Source organism: Erwinia endophytica (assembly GCF_009295515.1).
Lineage (GTDB): Bacteria > Pseudomonadota > Gammaproteobacteria > Enterobacterales > Enterobacteriaceae > Erwinia > Erwinia endophytica.
The window spans coordinates 40,142-58,943 of the sequence record NZ_RQVV01000061.1 but is presented as its reverse complement, the minus strand read 5'-3'; the positions used below and the strand labels follow the sequence as shown (position 1 = coordinate 58,943).

Genomic DNA, 18,802 nt, shown 5'->3' with positions numbered 1-18,802 from the left:
GCAGTGTGCTTATGCGTAATGGTACGCAAAACAACGAAGCTCATTACTGGCGAACCAGGCGGGAGAGCCCCGGTTTGAACTCGCCGTTACTGCGCCATGGGTTGATATCCAGTCCACCGCGACGAGTGTAGCGGGCATAAACACTCAGCCTTGAAGGTTGGCAGAAACGCAGGATATCATTGAAAATGCGTTCAACGCATTGCTCGTGGAACTCATTATGATGACGGAATGATACCAGGTACCGTAACAGCGCTTCACGTTGGATACGTGGGCCCCGATAGCTGATCTGCACCGAACCCCAATCAGGTTGGTTGGTTATCAGACAGTTTGATTTCAGCAGATGGCTGACCAGTTGTTCTTCTACTATGTCAGGCTGGGTCGCTTGCTGCAGATAGTCGGCGCTGAATTGATAATTATTAATGTTTATATCCTGCTCATCAATACAGTACCCGCTAAAATGACCAATGGGCTGGCCTTCCAGTTCCTGTAGCCGGAATAATGAGACACCTACGTCTCCCTGAGCACAGGCACTGAGATCCCGTTTCAGTGTGGCACGTACCTCGGCCCAGTCAGCAAAGCGGGTCTGATTGAGACTGTTAAGATAGAGTTTGAAACTCTTGGATTCGATCAGGTTGAGGCTATTGGCGTTGAGTGTCACTTCACCCACAGCCACTTGTGGCAGGCCTTTGGCATTCAGCCAGGACAACTCATACAATGTCCAGATATCCTCCCCGTGAAAGGGGACATTCTGCGGATAAATTCCCAGAGGTTCACGGTTCATACTGCGAGGTACGGCCTGCAACAACGAGGGCTGGTAGGTATCGTGGTATTCTGTTGGCTTTCCCAAAGTCAGGCCGTTGAGTGCCTGACGAGGATCCTTTAATGACATAGTTGTACCTTCTGGCTTGCATCTGCAGGGGGGTAACTGTTAAACCGTCCGGAGACATCGCCGGACGACAAGGGACGACCCACGTCGTTCCTTAATATAGGCATAGCCTTAGTGTAACCCAGGCGGCAGAGAGTGAAAAAAGAATGATTGAAGAGATGGGGCGTTCCCTGACTGAATTTACCCGGATCTGGTGTGAAAGCTGGCAGCAGGAGTGCGGTCATGCCCCCGCCAGCCGTGAATTATATGGTGTTCCTTCGCCTTGCATCCAGAGAACGGGAGACGATGAAGTGTTCTGGCTGCCGCAACCGTTTACCCTGGCGCAAAATCTGGATGCGGTAGGGCGTGCTCTGGACTTCCAAATCCAGCCGTCTGTTGTGGCCTGGTATACCTCGCAGTTTGCTGGAGATATGGCGGTCAACGTGGCGGGGTATCCTTGTACTCTGCTGCAAACCTGGAGCGAGGACGATTTCGTTCGTTTACAAGAAAACCTGATTGGTCATCTGGTGATGAAACGTCGTCTGAAGCACTCACCGACACTATTTATTGCTACGACCGCTTCAGAACTGGAGGTCATCTCAATATGTAACCTGAGCGGGGAGGTGATTCTGGAGCAGCCAGGTTCGCCAAAACGGACCGTACTGGCGGACAATCTGATGACATTTATCTCATCATTAACGCTTCCAGCTAAGAATTGCGGAAAAGGGCCTTTAGTTGTGTGAGATATGTCTCACATATCTTGTGAGAGATCGCTTTTATATATACAGATTATTCTTGTGGGTATACTGCAAAAGTATTTTAAATCATAAAGTTGATTAATGTTGGTTTTGTAAAAAAAACGTTTTGATCAAAAAATAGCTGTAAGCCATATTGTTAGCTTATGACATTCGGGCAAAATAAGCCATGTCGGAAAGGATGCTGTGGCTTAAGGATTGAGTCAGGACACATCTGGAAGATGTTTCAAGGAAAGTCTTCAGGACGAAGAATAGAGGGAACAACTCAGGACGAGTTAAGGGACACCTCCAGGATGGAGAATGGGAGCTGTCAGTATAGGCAGCGAGCCAGGATGCTAAGGATTATCACCATAGATGGTGAATTGAAGGGAAAACTGAAAGGAAATAGTTATCAAGGACGAGCAGGGAGCACTAATGTAGCTGGATGGCTGCAAACGAACCAGGAGCACTGTTTCTACAGTGCTCCTTTTTTTCGTTCATATTTTTTATCGTTTCCCTTGAGAATGCTATGCTGGCACACTTTTTAAAACTCGACAGACAGGAGAGTGCTGATGCAGCGAGAACAGCAGATTCGGGAACGTTTAGAGGGCATTGAACGGGTCATTCATGACGCGGGGTTATGGGAATCTGGTGCCCCTGATACTGATGCTTTTTCAAGCCAGCAACCTTTTTGTCTCGATACCATGCTACCGGTGCAATGGCTGCAGTGGGTCTTCCTGCCGAGAATGCGGGCTATACTGAATTCTGGTGTTGATTTGCCAACCCGCCTTGCCATCGCGCCTTATTTTGAAATGGCGCTAGAAAGTGATATTCCCGGTCGTGCGACCCTGTTGTATTCCCTGAATCAACTTGATCAGCTTTTTGAGCCTACCCCGTGATGTTGGAAATTATATATCAGGATGAATGGCTGGTGGCGGTGAACAAACCTGTCGGCTGGCAGGATTGGCTTCCTTCTTTTTTGGGGTTGAGTTTGCCCCGTTAACCCCTCAGGATAGTGCATCAGAATAAGCGCCTGGAAAGGAGAAAAGCATGGCTCAGGTAGGTATTTTCGTTGGCACGGTATACGGTAACGCACTGTTGGTTGCAGAAGAAGCAGAACCGCTGCTGGTTGAACAGGGGCACCAGGTCACGATTTTTGAAGATCCTTCACTGGAAGACTGGTTGCGTTATAGCAATGATGTCGCGCTGGTTATTACTTCCACTACCGGCCAGGGCGACCTGCCTGACAGCATTGCACCGTTGTTTCATGCGATCAAAGATAATCTTGGTTATCAACCAACATTGCGCTATGGCGTCATTGCGCTGGGTGACAGCAGCTACGATGTTTTTTGCGGTGGCGGCAAGCAGTTTGATGCGCTGTTGCAGGAACAATCTGCACAGCGCATCGGTGACGTATTGTTGGTCGATGCGACGGAAAATCCCGAACCCGAAGAGATGACTTCTCCGTGGGTTGAACAGTGGGCTAAACAGATTAGCTAAACGTTTTCTTCCGTCCTGATAGTTGAGAGCCTGTGGCTCGTTCCTGTCAAGTTACCGGTGCGGGGTTAAACACCGACAAGGCATTGTGAATGCCCCAGCGGTCGGACCAGGTTTTCTTTCGGCCGCTGGCAATATCCAGAATCAGTTCAAATAGTCGCCAACCCACCTGTTCGATAGTTTCCTCACCGGTGGCGATAGTCCCTGCATTGATATCCATCAAATCATGCCATCTGTCAGCCAGTGCGTTGCGTGTCGCCATTTTGATAACCGGTATGACTGCCAGCCCGTAAGGCGTTCCTCGTCCGGTGGTGAAAACCTGCAAGGTAATGCCGGAAGCCATCTGCTGAGTACCACAGACAAAGTCACTGGCTGGCGTGGCGGCATAAATTAATCCTCGTTTGGTCGGACGCTGACCAGCTGAAAGCACTTCAACAATGGCGCTGCGGCCTGATTTAGCAATAGACCCCAGTGCTTTTTCGACCACATTCGCCAGGCCACCTTTTTTATTACCGGGAGAAGGGTTGGCGCTGCGATCAGTCTGGCCCATATTGAGATAGTTGTCATACCATGCCATCTCTTCCAACAGTCGCTGTCCCACCTCTTTGCTGACGACTCTCGGTGTCAGTAGATGTACTGCATCACGCACCTCGGTCACTTCGGAAAACATCACTGTTGCTCCGCACCGTACCAGCAAATCGGAGGCGAAACCCACGGCGGGATTCGCCGTCACGCCGGAAAAAGCATCACTGCCGCCACATTGCATGCCGACGATCAATTCAGAGGCAGGAACCGTTTCACGCTTGCGCTGATTGAGGCGCTGCAAATGACGTTCGGCGACCTGCAAAATATCATTCACCATTGACTCAAAGCCGAGGTGTTTTTCATCCTGCAAGCGTACCACATCCTCATCTCCCAGCGAGATTGTTTGTACATCCGGCGTACCTTCCAGCAGGCGCTCCGGTTGCAACTTCTCGCAGCCGAGACTGACGATCATTATTTCACCACCAAAGTTGGCGTTCAGCGCCAGGTTATGGATGGTACGGATTGGCACCACTGCGGCCGGGGCATTGATCGCCACGCCACAGCCATATAAATGGTTCAGCGCCACCACGCCATCGACATTTGGATAACGGGGCAACAGCTGACGTTCAATAATTTGCACCACGTAATCCACCACGCCCGCCACGCAGTGTACGCTGGTGGTGATACCGAGCAGATTACGCGTTCCCACACTGCCATCCGCATTGCGATAACCTTCAAAGGTGTAGCCTTCAAGTGGCGGCATAGCCGGAGGGGGATTTGTGGCGAGCGGTAGGCTGGCCAGCGCCGGCGCTTCTGGCAGGACCACCAGCGATTCATCTATCCAACAGCCACGTGAAATATCACGTACCGCATAGCCAATAATCTCACCGTAACGAACAATATTACCACCTTTGGCAATATCGCTTAATGCGACTTTATGGCCTTGTGGAATATGTTCTTTTAATACCAGACCACAGGGGAATTCAGTACCTGCGGTCAGACCATTACTATTAACCACAATAGCGACGTTATCGTTTTCATGCACCCGAATATATAGCGGGGGATCGTTTCTTGACATATTCATTGCTCGACAAATCCTGACTTTAGAGTGTAGAGAGAGTTTTTTCTTTCCTTGATTAATGATCGATGACTCGCCAGCGTTAAGACACGTTTCTGCTGTCAACAGTATAAAAGGACTGGTGGGTAAAAAACATTATGCAAATGTCTGACATAGTGGTTGAACAGCCGCATCTTTTTTATGCATAAGACTGGCTTTTAGTGAGTGTGCTCACAAATAAAGAGGGAATAACCATATAATGTGACAACTCCCGCAAATTGCCAGCGTTTCGTGAGCCAGCCCGCAATATATTGTTCAAATGCCAAAATAATTACTTGTTTTATATATTTTACCAGGGCATTTGCCCGATGCATTCCCGTTCTACCATTTCTATAATTTGGGCACTGATGATGAATGATCGCCACGTTAAGCGTTTCTGCTAATGAAATTTTAATCGCTATGTTTAATCTAACATCATTCTGATACTCAACGCGATGTGTATACAGTTCAGAATGAAAATAGCTTACGGGCTATTTTTCAGGAGTGCATCATGAATTCAATCAGCAGTGCTGTGAGCGCTGTGCAAAAAAGAACAAATACTCGTTACTGGATAGTAGTAATGCTATTTGTTGTTACTTCTTTCAATTACGGGGACCGGGCAACAATTGCCATTGCCGGTTCCTCTATGGCGAAAGATATTGGTCTGGATGCGGTGAAGTTGGGGTATATTTTCTCGGCATTCTCGTGGGCCTATGTTATTGGGCAGATCCCCGGTGGCTGGCTGTTGGACCGCTTCGGTTCCCGCCGTGTCTATTTCTGGAGTATTTTCCTCTGGTCGCTGTTCACCCTGTTGCAGGGATTCGTTGATCTGTTCAGTGGTTTCACCACCATTATTGTGCTGTTTATGTTGCGCTTCGTTGTTGGCCTGGCGGAAGCCCCATCATTCCCTGGCAACAGCCGAATCGTTGCCGCCTGGTTCCCAGCCCAGGAGCGTGGCACTGCGGTAGCGATTTTTAATTCCGCACAGTATTTCGCCACCGTTATCTTCGCCCCAATTATGGGCTGGCTGGTTTCTGCTGTGGGCTGGGCTCATGTGTTCTGGTTTATGGGAGGGCTGGGGATCATCATTAGTTTCATCTGGTTGAAAGTGATCCGCGATCCAAACGAGCACCCTGGCGTGAATAAAGCTGAGTTGGAGTATATGGAGCAGGGGGGCGCGCTGATTAACATGGATCAGAAGAAGGAACAGCGCAAGGTTAGCTGGAGTGAAAAAATGGACCAGATTAAACAAATGATGGGGTCAAGAATGATGATCGGCATTTATCTGGGGCAGTATTGCATTAACGGCGTAACCTACTTTTTTATTACCTGGTTTCCGGTCTATCTGGTGCAGGCGCGCGGCATGTCGATTCTGAAAGCCGGGATAGTCGCTTCGGTTCCCGCTGTCTGTGGCTTTCTTGGCGGAGTGCTTGGCGGCGTTATTTCTGACTGGTTGATGCGTAAAACCGGCTCGCTGAACTTCGCCCGTAAAATGCCCATCGTGCTGGGGATGTTGCTGTCGATTTCAATGGTGGTGTGTAACTACGTCAATACCGAATGGATAGTGGTGTTCTTTATGGCGTTGGCATTCTTTGGCAAGGGGATTGGCGCGCTGGGTTGGGCCGTGCTGGCGGATACCGCACCGAAAGAGATCAGTGGCCTGAGCGGCGGTCTGTTCAATATGTTCGGCAATATTTCCGGCATCGTCACCCCCATTGTTATTGGTTACATCATCGCCACGACGGGATCGTATAACGGTGCGTTGATCTACGTTGGCATCCATGCGCTCGTCGCGGTGTTGAGCTACCTGGTACTGGTAACAGACATTAAGCGCATTGAACTGAAACCTTTTTGAAGGATGGGTTATGAACACGCAAAGCAGTCCTGTTATCACTGAGATGAAAGTTATCCCGGTTGCGGGCCATGACAGCATGCTGCTTAACATTGGTGGCGCTCACGGTGCTTACTTTACCCGCAATATTGTGGTGTTGACCGACAGTGCCGGACATACTGGCGTGGGTGAAGCGCCGGGGGGCGAGACCATTTACCAGACGTTGATGGAGGCTTTACCGCAGGTATTGGGAAAGGAAGTCGCACGGATGAACAGTCTGGTGCAGCAGGTACACAAGGGCAACCAGTCGGCAGACTTCGATACGTTCGGCAAAGGTGCCTGGACGTTTGAACTGCGGGTGAATGCGGTTGCTGCGTTGGAAGCGGCGTTGCTGGATCTACTGGGTCAATGCCTCAACGTGCCGGTTGCCGAGCTTTTGGGGCCCGGTCAGCAGCGTGATGAAGTGACGGTGCTGGGCTACCTGTTTTACATCGGTGATCGGGAGAAAACCCCACTGCCTTATCTGACGGGAGAGAAGGCCAGCCATGAGTGGTATTACCTGCGCCACCAGCAGGCGATGGACAGCGCTGCCGTGGTGCGACTGGCGGAGGCGGCGCAGGACAAATACGGTTTCAAAGATTTCAAATTAAAAGGCGGCGTGTTACCTGGCGAGCAGGAAATCGAGGCAGTGAAAGCGATGAAAAAACGCTTTCCCGCCGCGCGTATCACCGTCGACCCCAATGGTGCCTGGCGGCTGGAAGAAGCGATTGCGCTGTGCAAAGACATGCAGGGAATCCTGACGTACGCTGAAGATCCCTGCGGCGCAGAACAGGGTTATTCTGGCCGTGAAGTGATGGCCGAGTTCCGTCGCGCCACTGGCTTGCCGGTGGCGACCAATATGATTGCGACTAACTGGCGTGAGATGAACCACGCAGTGATGCTCAACGCGGTGGATATCCCGCTGGCGGACCCGCATTTTTGGACGCTGAGTGGGGCGGTACGCGTGGCCCAACTTTGTGATGCCTGGGGCCTGACATGGGGGTGCCATTCTAATAACCATTTTGATATCTCACTGGCGATGTTCACGCATGTGGGGGCCGCCGCACCGGGTAAACCGACAGCGATTGATACACACTGGATTTGGCAGGAAGGCGATCAGCGCCTGACGGTAGAACCTTTGCAGATCCGCAACGGCAAAATTGCGGTACCTGACACCCCCGGGTTGGGGGTGAAACTGGACTGGGCACAGCTTGAGAAAGCGCACGCGCTTTATAAAACGCTGCCAGGTGGTTCGCGTAATGATGCCACGGCGATGCAATACCTGATTCCTGGCTGGACCTTTGATCGTAAACGTCCGGCTTTCGGGCGCTGAGCCCGGATCATGCAGAAGGAATACACTATGAGCCAAACAACAGCGACGCCGCTGATTACAGGAATGCAGGTGATCCCGGTAGCCGGCTATGACAGCATGCTGCTGAATCTCAGTGGCGCTCATGCGCCGTTTTTCACCCGTAACATTGTCATTATCAAAGACAATTCCGGTCATACAGGGGTGGGCGAAATTCCCGGTGGTGAAAAAATCCGTAAGACGCTTGAAGATGCGGTGGCGTTACTGACCGGTCACTCGATTGGCGAATACAAAAATCTGCTCAGTCATGTGCGCAATACGTTTGCTGACCGGGATGCGGGCGGTCGTGGAACGCAGACGTTTGATTTGCGTACCACTATCCATGTTGTTACCGGTATTGAGTCTGCATTACTGGACCTGCTGGGCCAGCATCTGGACGTCAATGTGGCCTCGTTGTTGGGGGATGGTCAGCAGCGTGACCAGGTTGAAATGCTGGGCTATCTGTTCTATGTCGGCGATCGCCGGAAGACACCGTTACCTTATCAAAGCCAGCCTGATGAGCGTTGCGACTGGTATCGCCTGCGTCATGAAGAAGCGCTGACGTCGGAGGCGGTAGTAAGACTGGCCGAAGCCGCCTGGGAGAAATACGGTTTTAACGATTTCAAACTGAAAGGTGGCGTGCTGGCGGGCAGCGAAGAGGCTGAAGCGGTGACCGCACTGGCTAAACGTTTCCCTGAGGCGCGTATCACACTGGATCCTAACGGCGCCTGGTCACTTAATGAGGCGATTGATCTGGGTAAGCAGCTCCGCGGTGTACTGGCTTATGCCGAAGATCCCTGTGGCGCAGAACAAGGTTACTCCGGGCGGGAGGTCATGGCCGAATTCCGCCGTGCGACCGGCCTGCCTACCGCCACCAATATGGTTGCCACCGACTGGCGTCAGATGGGCCACACGCTGTCTTTACAGTCCGTCGATATTCCGCTGGCGGACCCACATTTCTGGACCATGCAGGGCTCTGTCCGCGTGGCGCAGATGTGCCACGACTTCGGCCTGACCTGGGGTTCTCACTCCAATAACCATTTTGATATTTCGCTGGCGATGTTCACCCATGTCGCCGCAGCGGCACCGGGCAAAATCACCGCAATTGATACTCACTGGATCTGGCAGGAAGGCAACCAGCGCCTGACCCGACACCCTTTGCAGATCAAAGGGGGCCGCGTTCAGGTTCCACAGAAAGCGGGGTTGGGCGTGGAACTGGATATGGATCAGGTAATGAAAGCCCATCAATTGTATCAGCAGCACGGGTTGGGTGCGCGTGACGATGCGCAGGCAATGCAATTTCTGGTACCGAACTGGACCTTTGATAACAAACGCCCGTGTCTGGTGCGCTAACTTCTTCAGGAGAGAGTGATGAGTTATGTAAACATCCCTAACAGCTTTCGTCAGCGCCTGCTGGCCGGAGAAACGTTAATCGGTAGTTGGTGTGCGTTGGCAAATCCTGTCACCACAGAAGTGCTGGGACTGGCCGGATTTGACTGGCTGGTGCTGGATGGTGAGCACGCCCCCAATGATATCAGCACCTTTGTGCCGCAACTGATGGCGTTGAAGGGCAGTGTCAGTGCGCCGGTGGTCCGTCCGCCGTGTAACGAGCCGGTTATCATTAAACGTCTGTTGGACATTGGTTTTTCCAACTTCCTGATCCCCTTCGTGGAAACAGCCGCAGAGGCGATACAGGCTGTTGCCTCCACCCGTTATCCGCCACAGGGGATCCGCGGCGTGTCGGTTTCTCATCGTAGCAACATGTACGGCACCGTGCCGGGGTACAACAGTACGGTCAACGACAATATTACCGTGCTGGTACAGATTGAAACACAGCAGGCGGTAGACAACATTGACGCGATTGCGGCTGTGGACGGCGTGGACGGTATTTTTGTCGGTCCCGGGGACCTGTCGGCGGCGCTGGGCTATCTTGGCCAGCCGACGCACCCGGAAGTATTGCAAGTCATCAAACATGTCTTTGAACGGGCAAAAGCAGCCGGTAAACCCAGCGGCATCCTGGCACCGGTTGAGGCCGATGCTCGCCGTTATCTGGAATGGGGGGCCGGCTTTGTGGCAGTAGGGAGCGATCTTGGTGTCTTCCGTGGGGCGACTCAGGCCCTGTGCGATCGCTTTAAAAAATAATCCACACTTCAGGAGAATTGAGATGAAAATTGGCTTTATTGGTCTGGGCATCATGGGTAAACCCATGAGCAAAAATCTGATTAAGGCGGGTTATACGCTGGTGGTCCGTGATAACAATGCGGACAGTGTGGCGGAGTTGGTTAGCCTGGGGGCGACCTCAGCCGCGTCGTCTAAGGCGGTGGCGGAGCAGTGCGAGGTCATTATCACCATGTTGCCGAATTCTCCGCATGTTAAAGAAGTCTTGCTGGGTGAAGAGGGAGTGATTCAGGGGGCGAGGTCTGGCACGGTGGTGATTGATATGAGTTCAATTGCCCCACTTGCCAGCCGTGAAATCCATGCAGAACTGGCGAAGAAGAACATCTCGTTGCTGGATGCGCCGGTTAGCGGCGGTGAACCTAAAGCTATCGATGGCACGTTGTCAGTGATGGTGGGTGGCGACAAAGCACTGTTCGACAAGTATTACGACCTCATGAAGACGATGGCGGGCTCGGTGGTACACACCGGTGAAATTGGCGCGGGGAATGTGACCAAGCTGGCCAACCAGGTGATTGTGGCGTTGAACATCGCGGCAATGGCGGAAGCATTAACGTTGGCCACTAAAGCAGGAGTGAGTCCGGATCTGGTTTATCAGGCCATCCGTGGTGGATTGGCGGGAAGTACCGTGCTGGATGCCAAGGTGCCAATGGTGCTGGCGCGCAATTTTAAACCGGGCTTCCGCATCGATCTGCATATTAAAGATCTTGCCAACGCGCTGGATACCTCTCACGGTGTCGGGGCGCAACTGCCGCTGACTGCTGCGGTAATGGAAATGATGCAGGCGTTGCGTGCCGATGGGCTTGGCAATGCCGATCACAGTGCGCTGGCGCGTTATTATGAGACGTTAGCCAAAGTTGAGATAAGCAAGTAGTACCGTGGTTATGGTCCGGCTTGCAACTGAGTCGGCACCAGCTCTGCAGATTGCCCCGGGTTAGACCAACAGGGCACGGATGGTAAAGTATGAAAATAGTAATCGCACCGGATTCATATAAAGAGAGTCTGTCGGCTCAGCAAGTCGCCACGCAGATTGAATTGGGGTTTCGCGAGATTTTTCCCGAGGCAAACTATATTAAACTGCCGGTAGCGGATGGTGGGGAAGGAACGGTTGAAGCGATGATCGCAGCGACCAATGGTAGCCTGATCCACCTGAACGTCACCGGCCCGCTGGGCGAGCCTGTTGCGGCTTTTTATGGCCTGTCCGGTGATGACAGTTGCGCCTTTATCGAAATGGCCGCGGCCAGCGGATTGGAATTGGTTCCTGTTGCCCGTCGCAATCCTTTGGTAACGACGTCATACGGTACGGGAGAGTTGATCCGTGACGCACTGGATAAAGGTGTCGAGCGCTTGATCATTGGCATCGGCGGTAGTGCGACCAATGATGGCGGCGCCGGGATGGTTCAGGCGCTGGGGGCAAAATTGCTGGATAAGCAAGGCCGACAGATTGGTTACGGCGGTGGACACCTGGCCGAACTGGCCAGCATTGATATCAGTGATTTTGACCCCCGGATAAGAAACTGCCGTTTTGAAATTGCCTGTGATGTCACCAATCCGTTGCTGGGTGATGAGGGCGCTTCCGCGGTGTTTGGTCCGCAAAAAGGCGCCACGCCGGAATTGGTTATCCAGCTGGATAAGGCATTGGCGCACTATGCTGACGTTATCCGTCGTGAGATGGATATCGATGTGTTGTCGGTACCCGGCGGCGGAGCGGCTGGCGGGATGGGGGCAGCACTGCACGCATTTTGCCATGCGGAACTACGTCGGGGGATTGAAATTGTTACCGAGGCACTGGGACTGGATGCATTGGTGCAGGATGCCTCGTTGGTTATCACCGGAGAAGGGCGCATTGATAGTCAGACTATCCACGGCAAAGTACCGATTGGTGTGGCAAAGATAGCGAAACGCTATAACAAGCCAGTCATCGGTATTGCTGGCAGCCTGACTTCCGATGTCGCGGTGGTGCATCAGCATGGACTGGATGCGGTTTTTAGCGTGATTTACAGCATCTGTACGCTGGAAGACGCGTTAGAAAATGCGGCGGAAAATGTGCGGATGACCGCACGAAATATTGCTGCATCACTGGCGATTGGGCAAATGATGAGGGCGGAGTAATTCCGCCTTATTTCCGATGAGGACAGCTCCGGGGAGGGCTGACCTTGCTTAAAGACGCTGAAATCTCATCAACCGATTAATCCTGCAGACTCAACTTTTCTTTTGCCAGCCGGGCGACATTGTCCATTTCATCCAGCAGCTCAAACAGTTCAGGCTCAATATCAGCAATGTTGTTATCGTTGCGCAGACTCTGTTCCAGTTTCTGGCACAGTTGTTTTAGCCGTGGTACCCCGCTGTAGCTGGCGCTGCCGTGTAGCTTGTGGATGATATCACGTAGACTTGAAGCATTGTTTTCCGCCATATTATGTTCGACCTGCGCCTGCACATCCGGTAGAAAATCGACCAGCATTTGTAGCAAATCGCGGGCTAAATCAGGTTTATTGGCAGCCTGGCGCAGCGCCAGTTCCCAGTCCAGCGAGGCGGAAATTTCGGGAAGTTTAGGTAAACCCGCTATCACGCCCGGTGAATAACGAGCCAGCAGATGGCTGAGTTTGACTTCATCAATCGGTTTGGCGAGATAATCATTCATTCCCGCTTTAAACAGATGTTCCCGCTCACTGTCCAGTGTATGGGCAGTCACTGCCACAATCGGCGTGGAGGCGTGCTCTGGTAGCTCGCGGATCAGTTCACTGGCGCGGATACCATCCATTTTCGGCATTTGAATATCCATCAGAATGATATCCAGCGCCTGTTTTTTGGCACACTCAATCGCCATTTCACCGCTGTCGCACAGGATAATATTTCCCACCTGTTCCTCCAGCAGCGCGCCGATCAGCTTCAGGTTAGCCGGATTATCATCCACCGCCATCACGGTGAGCGGCAAGCGTTGTCTTCCCGGGCGATATTCTGTTTCACGCGAGTGATTATCCAGCAGAGCGGGTAACAGGCGGGAGAGCGAAAGCGGCTTAAGCAAACAGGCACTAACGCCACGGGCCTTTAAATCCTCCGCACAGACTTGTAACTGGCACGGTAACGCCATAATCACATTATCGGCACGTCGCAGGGCCGGTAGCAGTTCATGATTACTGATCTCCTGGCCGTGTTCTCTGCTAACGGGTAAGCCAATCAGCAGCACATCGTAGTGCGCTTCGGACAGATCTTCCAGCGTGGTGCCGTAGGTGACGGTCATTCGGGTGGCCGTCAGCAGGTCCAGCGTCGCCTGGGCCGCGGTTGGATTGGCTTCAACGTAGGCCAGGCGTTTGCCCTGCAGGCAGTCTACCGCGTGTGGATCGCTTGCGGCATTAGGATTGAGGGACAGATTTATATGGAACCAAAAAGTGGACCCCAGGTTGAGCCGACTGTGGAATGAGATCTCACCGCCCATTTCATTGACCAGTTTCTGCGTGATGACCAGACCCAATCCAGTACCACCATGGCGCCGTGAGATACTGGCATCGGCCTGGCGGAAAGCCTGGAACAACTGCGACTGTTGCTTCTCTGAAATACCGATGCCGGTATCATGGATTTGCACTTCCAGATTGACCTGGTTGTTGCTCATTGAGCGCTTTTCGACGCGAATATCAATATTGCCATACTCAGTAAACTTGATGGCGTTGCCCAGTAGGTTAACAATAATTTGCTGTAGGCGTAGTGGGTCGCCAATGACATTATCCGGCACATCATGCTGAATACTCAGGGTCAGTTCCAGCCCTTTCTCATGGGCGGATTGCGCCAGTAATACCACGACTTCATCCAACGTAGCCCGCAGCGGGAAGGGGATCGTCTCCAGCACCAGTTTGCCCGCTTCCAGCTTGGAAAAATCGAGCACGTCATTAATGATACTCAGCAGATTGTTGGCTGAGCGCTCAATAGTATGCAGGTAATCGCGTTGGGTAATATTCAACGACGTCTTCAGGGTTTGTCGGGTAAAGCCAATCACGCCATTAAGCGGTGTACGCAGTTCGTGGGACATATTGGCAAGGAATTCGGATTTGATCCTCGCCGCTTCCTGCGCGCGTTTTTTGGCCAGGTCCAGCTCAACATTCTGGATCTCTAACTGTTCCAGAGTTTCACGCAGATCGGAGGTCGCTTGATCGATATTTTGTTGCATTTCTTCATGGTAGGCGGTGAGCGACATCGCCATTGAATTGATGCCGTTTTTCAGCATATCCAGCTCACCCAGCATATGGCCGGTTACACGGCTGTCGAGCTGCCCACGACGAATGCGATCGACCGTATTGACCATATCGCGGATAGGCCCAGTGACATCACGCATCAGTCGGTAGGCGAACAGCATGGCAATAACTAGGCAGAACAGCAGCAGCAAAGTGGAAACAAACACCTCTTTATATTGCTGCAACCTGACTGACTGTAGGTCCAGCACTATCGCCACATAGCCCAACGTGTTGTTACCTGAACTGGCATTGTGATCCGATGGCCCATCCGGAAAATGGCTTTCTGACAAGATAGGGGTGCGTAAGATCATCGAATTGCCCTGTCGCTCATAGCTGAAGGTGGCAGGCAAGGGGGCCCCTTTCGGTACGCTCAGTCTTTCCGCATCAATACGATAATTAGAGGTGATGAACAGATGATTTTGCGCGTCGAACACGGTAATGGCGCGAACAATATCTGAATGGCGGCGATGCAGCAGACTGACCAACTGACGGACAGATTCTTTACTGTGAAATGTCATACCATATTCACTGGCGACGGCCAGTGGTTCAATAATGTCGGCTCCCGCGTCCACCAGTTGGAGTTGCAGCTCGTTGTAACGATGAACAATAAAGAAGGTACTCAACAGCAGGCCAATCATCAGTGTCGGGGCCAGAATTAAAATCATCATACGTGCCCGCAGGCTGTATTGGGTCATAATTATCCCTGTGGTGCGGGTACTGACCAGCATAACTCAGGTCGAATTTGTTCAATCGCTGGTGTAGGCTACGCACGCTTTTTATCTAAAAATACTCGGAATGAAACGAATAATGGCGCAATTCTACTCTGCAAAACGGCGCGTGACGACCCGCCAGATCATGACCACAGTCATTAATGATCTTGATGGAACAGGACAGGGCGTAGGACGGCTTAATGGCAAAACGTTATTCATCAGCGGTGCGTTGCCCGGCGAGCAAGTAGAAGTAGAGATAACCGAGGATAAACGCAGTTGGGCGCGAGGAAAAGCCAAACGCATCCTCTCGGCCAGTCCTGAGCGAGTCGAGCCGAAATGCCCACATTATACCCGCTGTGGCGGTTGTCAGCAGCAGCATATTTCATCCGCACTACAGCAGCAGAGTAAAGCCAATGCGCTGGCGCGTTTGCTCAGTCAGGAAACGCGCCAGCCGGTGGTGGTCGACGCTATCATCGCCGGAGAGTCTTATGGTTATCGCCGTCGCGCCCGCCTGGGGCTTAAGGTCGACCCGCGCAACCAGACATTACAGATGGGGTTTCGTCAGGCGGCCTCCAGTGAGTTGGTGCCGGTCGACCAATGCCCTGTTTTGACGCCAGAACTTAATGCATTGCTCCAGCCGTTGCAGCAAGTACTGAGCAAATTATCGGTGGTTCGACGCCTGGGACATGTTGAGTTGGTGCTGGCGGATAATGGCCCGTTGCTGGTTTTACGCCACCTTGACCCACTTGGCATGGCCGATCAGCAAAAACTGGAACAATTTTCGCATGACCATCAGGTCGCGCTGTTTCTGGCACCTGACAGCGATACGCTGGTGCAGGTTAATGGTGAAATGCCTTTTTATCAGATAGATAATTTGAGGTTACATTTCAGCCCGCGCGACTTCATTCAGATTAACGGCGCGCTGAATGAACGCATGGTCGACCAGGCGTTGACATGGCTGGATTTGCAGCCAGAAGATCGGGTGCTGGATCTGTTTTGTGGCATGGGAAACTTTACACTTCCTTTAGGAAAACGAGTGAAAAACGTCACCGGCGTGGAAGGGGTTGAGGAATTAGTCCTGAAGGGCAGGTATAATGCAACCAGTAATCATCTGCATAATATAGCGTTTTTTCAGCACAATCTTGAACTGGACGTGGCGACGCAGCCCTGGGCTGCAAAAGGATTTAACAAGGTTTTACTGGATCCGGCTCGCGCTGGCGCGGCAGGAGTGATGTCCCATATCATTAAACTTGCTCCAGAACGTGTGGTCTATGTTTCTTGTAATCCGACGACACTTGCCCGGGATAGTCAGCGTCTTCTGACTTCCGGCTACCAATTGGAAAGGATTACGCTGCTTGATATGTTTCCCCATACCGGGCATGTAGAATCTATGGTGTTATTTTGCCGAAAACAGACTCCCAAGCGGGAGTAAGCCAGGAGAGGATATGGTTGCGGTAAGAAGTGCACATTTGAATACGGCTGGTGAGTTTGCACTCGACCAATGGATCACCAGTTTGGGGATCACTAACCAGCAGTCATGTGAACGACTGGCCGACACCTGGCGTTATTGTGAAGAAGCGACCAGGGAGCATGTCGATGCCGCGCTCCTGCTGTGGCGTGGTGTGGAGATGGTGGAAATCCTCTCAATGCTCAGTATGGACAGTGAAAGCCTGCGGGCGGCGCTGCTGTTTCCTCTGGCTGATGCCAACGTGGTATCGGAGGCGGTGCTGGAAGAAAAATTCGGCAAAGCTATTGTCTCTCTGGTGCATGGCGTGCGTGATATGGACGCCATCCGTCAACTGAAAGCCACCCATAATGACTCTATGGCTTCCGAGCAGGTCGATAATGTTCGGCGTATGTTGTTGGCAATGGTGGAAGATTTCCGCTGCGTGGTGATCAAGCTGGCCGAGCGTATTGCTCACCTGCGTGAAGTGAAGGATGCGCCGGAAGACGAACGGGTGCTGGCCGCTAAAGAGTGTACCAATATCTATGCGCCGCTGGCGAACCGCCTCGGCATTGGGCAGCTTAAGTGGGAGTTGGAAGATTTCTGCTTCCGTTATTTGCACCCGGATGAATATAAACGCATCGCCAAACTGTTACACGAACGGCGTATCGATCGTGAGCAGTACATTGAGGCCTTTGTGCAGACGCTGCGTGCCGAAATCGTCAGAGAGGGCGTAAAAGCCGAGGTGTATGGTCGGCCGAAGCACATCTACAGTATCTGGCGTAAGATGCAGAAGAAGTCACTGACCTTTGATGAGCTGTTTGACGTGCGAGCGGTACGCATTGTGGCGGAGCGTTTGCAGGACTGCTATGGCGCATTGGGCATTGTCCACACTTTGTACCGCCATCTGCCCAGTGAATTCGACGACTATGTCGCCAATCCAAAACCTAACGGCTATCAGTCAATCCACACGGTGGTGCTTGGACCGAAGGGAAAAACGGTTGAAATTCAAATCCGTACCCGTCAGATGCATGAAGATGCCGAGTTAGGGGTCGCCGCTCACTGGAAGTATAAAGAAGGTGGCGCCACCGGTAGCTCTCGCGGCGCATCGGGTCATGAGGAACGCATTGCGTGGCTGCGTAAATTGATAGCCTGGCAGGAAGAGATGTCCGATTCTGGCGAGATGCTGGATGAAGTGCGCAGCCAGGTGTTCGATGACCGTGTTTATGTTTTTACCCCGAAAGGGGATGTGGTGGATCTGCCTGCGGGTTCCACACCGCTGGATTTTGCCTATCATATCCACAGTGATATCGGCCATCGTTGCATTGGCGCTAAAATTGGCGGCCGTATCGTCCCGTTCACCTATCAGTTGCAGATGGGCGATCAGATAGAAGTCATCACCCAAAAACAACCTAATCCCAGCCGCGACTGGCTGAATCCGAATCTTGGCTATGTCACTACCAGCCGCGGACGCTCCAAAATCCACGCCTGGTTCCGTAAGCAGGATCGTGACAAGAACATTGTGGCGGGCCGACAGATCCTCGACAGCGAACTGGGGCATCTCGATATCAGTCTGAAGGAAGCGGAGAAGCTGTTGCTGCCGCGTTATAACGTCAATTCACTGGATGAGCTGCTGGCAGCGATTGGCGGTGGTGATATCCGCTTGAACCAGATGACCAACTTCCTGCAGTCCAGCCTGAACAAGCCGAGTGCTGAGGAAGAGGACCGCGAGGCTCTGCGCCAACTGACCCAGAAGTCTGGCGCTCCGCGCAGTAAAGAAAGCGGCCGGGTGGTGGTCGAAGGCGTCGGCAATCTGATGCACCATATTGCCCGCTGCTGCCAGCCTATTCCCGGTGATGATATCATCGGCTTTATCACCCAGGGCCGGGGTATCTCTATCCACCGTGCCGACTGCGATCAACTGAGTGAGCTGATGTCTCATGCCCCAGAACGTATCGTCGATGCGGTCTGGGGCGAAAGTTACTCCAGTGGTTATTCGCTGGTGGTACGTGTCGTCGCCAACGATCGCAGCGGCTTGTTGCGTGATATCACCACCATTCTGGCGAATGAGAAAGTGAATGTGCTGGGCGTGTCCAGCCGGAGCGACACGAAAAAGCAATTAGCGACCATCGATATGGATATTGAAATCTATAACCAGCAGGTGCTGGGAAGGGTGCTGGCGAGGTTGAATCAGGTGCCCGATATCATCGACGCCAGGAGGTTGCATTGATCGTTAAGGCAGCCTGATTTTTGCCTTTTTCCGTCCGGGCTGCGTTCCCCTGGTGACAGACTCACGCTCCTGGGGATTGCGC

General features: G+C 52.4%; 14 protein-coding genes. 11 read left to right on the top strand and 3 right to left on the bottom strand.

Annotated elements, in window-relative coordinates:
- Window positions 1-43: 43 nt before the first annotated feature.
- On the bottom strand, window positions 44-889 hold the full coding sequence (gene queF / locus EH228_RS19480; protein ID WP_152323270.1) for an NADPH-dependent 7-cyano-7-deazaguanine reductase QueF: 846 nt from the start codon (window positions 887-889) through the stop codon (window positions 44-46).
- Between the two features lie 143 nt (window positions 890-1,032).
- Between queF and syd the strand changes: the two genes are divergently transcribed.
- The 3 genes from syd (at window position 1,033) to EH228_RS19465 (ending at window position 3,099) form a co-directional block, all read left to right on the top strand.
- On the top strand, window positions 1,033-1,608 hold the full coding sequence (syd, locus tag EH228_RS19475; protein ID WP_152323269.1) for a SecY-interacting protein: 576 nt from the start codon (window positions 1,033-1,035) through the stop codon (window positions 1,606-1,608).
- 563 nt (window positions 1,609-2,171) lie between these two features.
- Entirely contained in the window at window positions 2,172-2,498 is a 327-nt protein-coding gene (locus EH228_RS19470) for a YqcC family protein (protein WP_152323268.1), read from the top strand.
- Between the two features lie 151 nt (window positions 2,499-2,649).
- Complete coding sequence (locus tag EH228_RS19465) at window positions 2,650-3,099, top strand: flavodoxin (RefSeq protein ID WP_152323267.1); 450 nt, start codon at window positions 2,650-2,652, stop codon at window positions 3,097-3,099.
- 46 nt (window positions 3,100-3,145) lie between these two features.
- Here the strand turns inward: EH228_RS19465 and garD are convergent, their stop codons facing one another.
- Window positions 3,146-4,705, bottom strand: a complete 1,560-nt coding sequence (gene garD / locus EH228_RS19460; RefSeq protein ID WP_152323266.1) for a galactarate dehydratase — start codon at window positions 4,703-4,705, stop codon at window positions 3,146-3,148.
- 523 nt (window positions 4,706-5,228) lie between these two features.
- Between garD and EH228_RS19455 the strand changes: the two genes are divergently transcribed.
- The 6 genes from EH228_RS19455 (at window position 5,229) to EH228_RS19430 (ending at window position 12,222) form a co-directional block, all read left to right on the top strand.
- The gene (locus EH228_RS19455; RefSeq protein ID WP_152323265.1) at window positions 5,229-6,572 is read left to right on the top strand and encodes an MFS transporter; all 1,344 of its coding nucleotides are present in this window, start codon (window positions 5,229-5,231) and stop codon (window positions 6,570-6,572) included.
- A gap of 10 nt (window positions 6,573-6,582) precedes the next feature.
- Window positions 6,583-7,920, top strand: a complete 1,338-nt coding sequence (locus EH228_RS19450) for an enolase C-terminal domain-like protein (RefSeq protein ID WP_152323264.1) — start codon at window positions 6,583-6,585, stop codon at window positions 7,918-7,920.
- A gap of 27 nt (window positions 7,921-7,947) precedes the next feature.
- A complete protein-coding gene (gene gudD / locus EH228_RS19445) occupies window positions 7,948-9,288 on the top strand; it encodes a glucarate dehydratase (RefSeq protein WP_152323263.1) in 1,341 nt (446 codons plus the stop codon).
- A gap of 18 nt (window positions 9,289-9,306) precedes the next feature.
- A complete protein-coding gene (garL, locus tag EH228_RS19440) occupies window positions 9,307-10,077 on the top strand; it encodes a 2-dehydro-3-deoxyglucarate aldolase (RefSeq protein WP_152323262.1) in 771 nt (256 codons plus the stop codon).
- 22 nt (window positions 10,078-10,099) lie between these two features.
- Entirely contained in the window at window positions 10,100-10,984 is an 885-nt protein-coding gene (gene garR, locus EH228_RS19435) for a 2-hydroxy-3-oxopropionate reductase (protein WP_152323261.1), read from the top strand.
- Between the two features lie 89 nt (window positions 10,985-11,073).
- Complete coding sequence (locus EH228_RS19430; RefSeq protein WP_152323260.1) at window positions 11,074-12,222, top strand: glycerate kinase; 1,149 nt, start codon at window positions 11,074-11,076, stop codon at window positions 12,220-12,222.
- Window positions 12,223-12,298: 76 nt separating this feature from the next.
- Here the strand turns inward: EH228_RS19430 and barA are convergent, their stop codons facing one another.
- The gene (gene barA / locus EH228_RS19425) at window positions 12,299-15,031 is read right to left on the bottom strand and encodes a two-component sensor histidine kinase BarA (RefSeq protein WP_152323259.1); all 2,733 of its coding nucleotides are present in this window, start codon (window positions 15,029-15,031) and stop codon (window positions 12,299-12,301) included.
- Between the two features lie 112 nt (window positions 15,032-15,143).
- On the opposite strand from barA, the gene rlmD reads away from it, so the two are divergent.
- Together rlmD and relA are read left to right on the top strand one after the other, a co-directional pair.
- On the top strand, window positions 15,144-16,478 hold the full coding sequence (rlmD, locus tag EH228_RS19420; RefSeq protein WP_152323258.1) for a 23S rRNA (uracil(1939)-C(5))-methyltransferase RlmD: 1,335 nt from the start codon (window positions 15,144-15,146) through the stop codon (window positions 16,476-16,478).
- Window positions 16,479-16,491: 13 nt separating this feature from the next.
- Complete coding sequence (gene relA, locus EH228_RS19415; protein WP_152323257.1) at window positions 16,492-18,720, top strand: GTP diphosphokinase; 2,229 nt, start codon at window positions 16,492-16,494, stop codon at window positions 18,718-18,720.
- The last annotated feature ends 82 nt before the right edge of the window (window positions 18,721-18,802 follow it).

Excerpts from the sequence above, each read along its gene's own strand:
- relA (WP_152323257.1), top strand. The coding sequence starts at position 16,492 with ATGGTTGCGGTAAGAAGTGCACATTTGAATACGGCTGGTGAGTTTGCA.
- EH228_RS19470 (WP_152323268.1), top strand. The coding sequence starts at position 2,172 with ATGCAGCGAGAACAGCAGATTCGGGAACGTTTAGAGGGCATTGAACGG.
- gudD (WP_152323263.1), top strand. The coding sequence starts at position 7,948 with ATGAGCCAAACAACAGCGACGCCGCTGATTACAGGAATGCAGGTGATC.
- EH228_RS19465 (WP_152323267.1), top strand. The coding sequence starts at position 2,650 with ATGGCTCAGGTAGGTATTTTCGTTGGCACGGTATACGGTAACGCACTG.
- EH228_RS19455 (WP_152323265.1), top strand. The coding sequence starts at position 5,229 with ATGAATTCAATCAGCAGTGCTGTGAGCGCTGTGCAAAAAAGAACAAAT.
- EH228_RS19450 (WP_152323264.1), top strand. The coding sequence starts at position 6,583 with ATGAACACGCAAAGCAGTCCTGTTATCACTGAGATGAAAGTTATCCCG.
- garD (WP_152323266.1), bottom strand. The coding sequence starts at position 4,705 with ATGAATATGTCAAGAAACGATCCCCCGCTATATATTCGGGTGCATGAA.
- barA (WP_152323259.1), bottom strand. The coding sequence starts at position 15,031 with ATGACCCAATACAGCCTGCGGGCACGTATGATGATTTTAATTCTGGCC.
- syd (WP_152323269.1), top strand. The coding sequence starts at position 1,033 with ATGATTGAAGAGATGGGGCGTTCCCTGACTGAATTTACCCGGATCTGG.
- rlmD (WP_152323258.1), top strand. The coding sequence starts at position 15,144 with ATGGCGCAATTCTACTCTGCAAAACGGCGCGTGACGACCCGCCAGATC.
- queF (WP_152323270.1), bottom strand. The coding sequence starts at position 889 with ATGTCATTAAAGGATCCTCGTCAGGCACTCAACGGCCTGACTTTGGGA.
- EH228_RS19430 (WP_152323260.1), top strand. The coding sequence starts at position 11,074 with ATGAAAATAGTAATCGCACCGGATTCATATAAAGAGAGTCTGTCGGCT.
- garR (WP_152323261.1), top strand. The coding sequence starts at position 10,100 with ATGAAAATTGGCTTTATTGGTCTGGGCATCATGGGTAAACCCATGAGC.
- garL (WP_152323262.1), top strand. The coding sequence starts at position 9,307 with ATGAGTTATGTAAACATCCCTAACAGCTTTCGTCAGCGCCTGCTGGCC.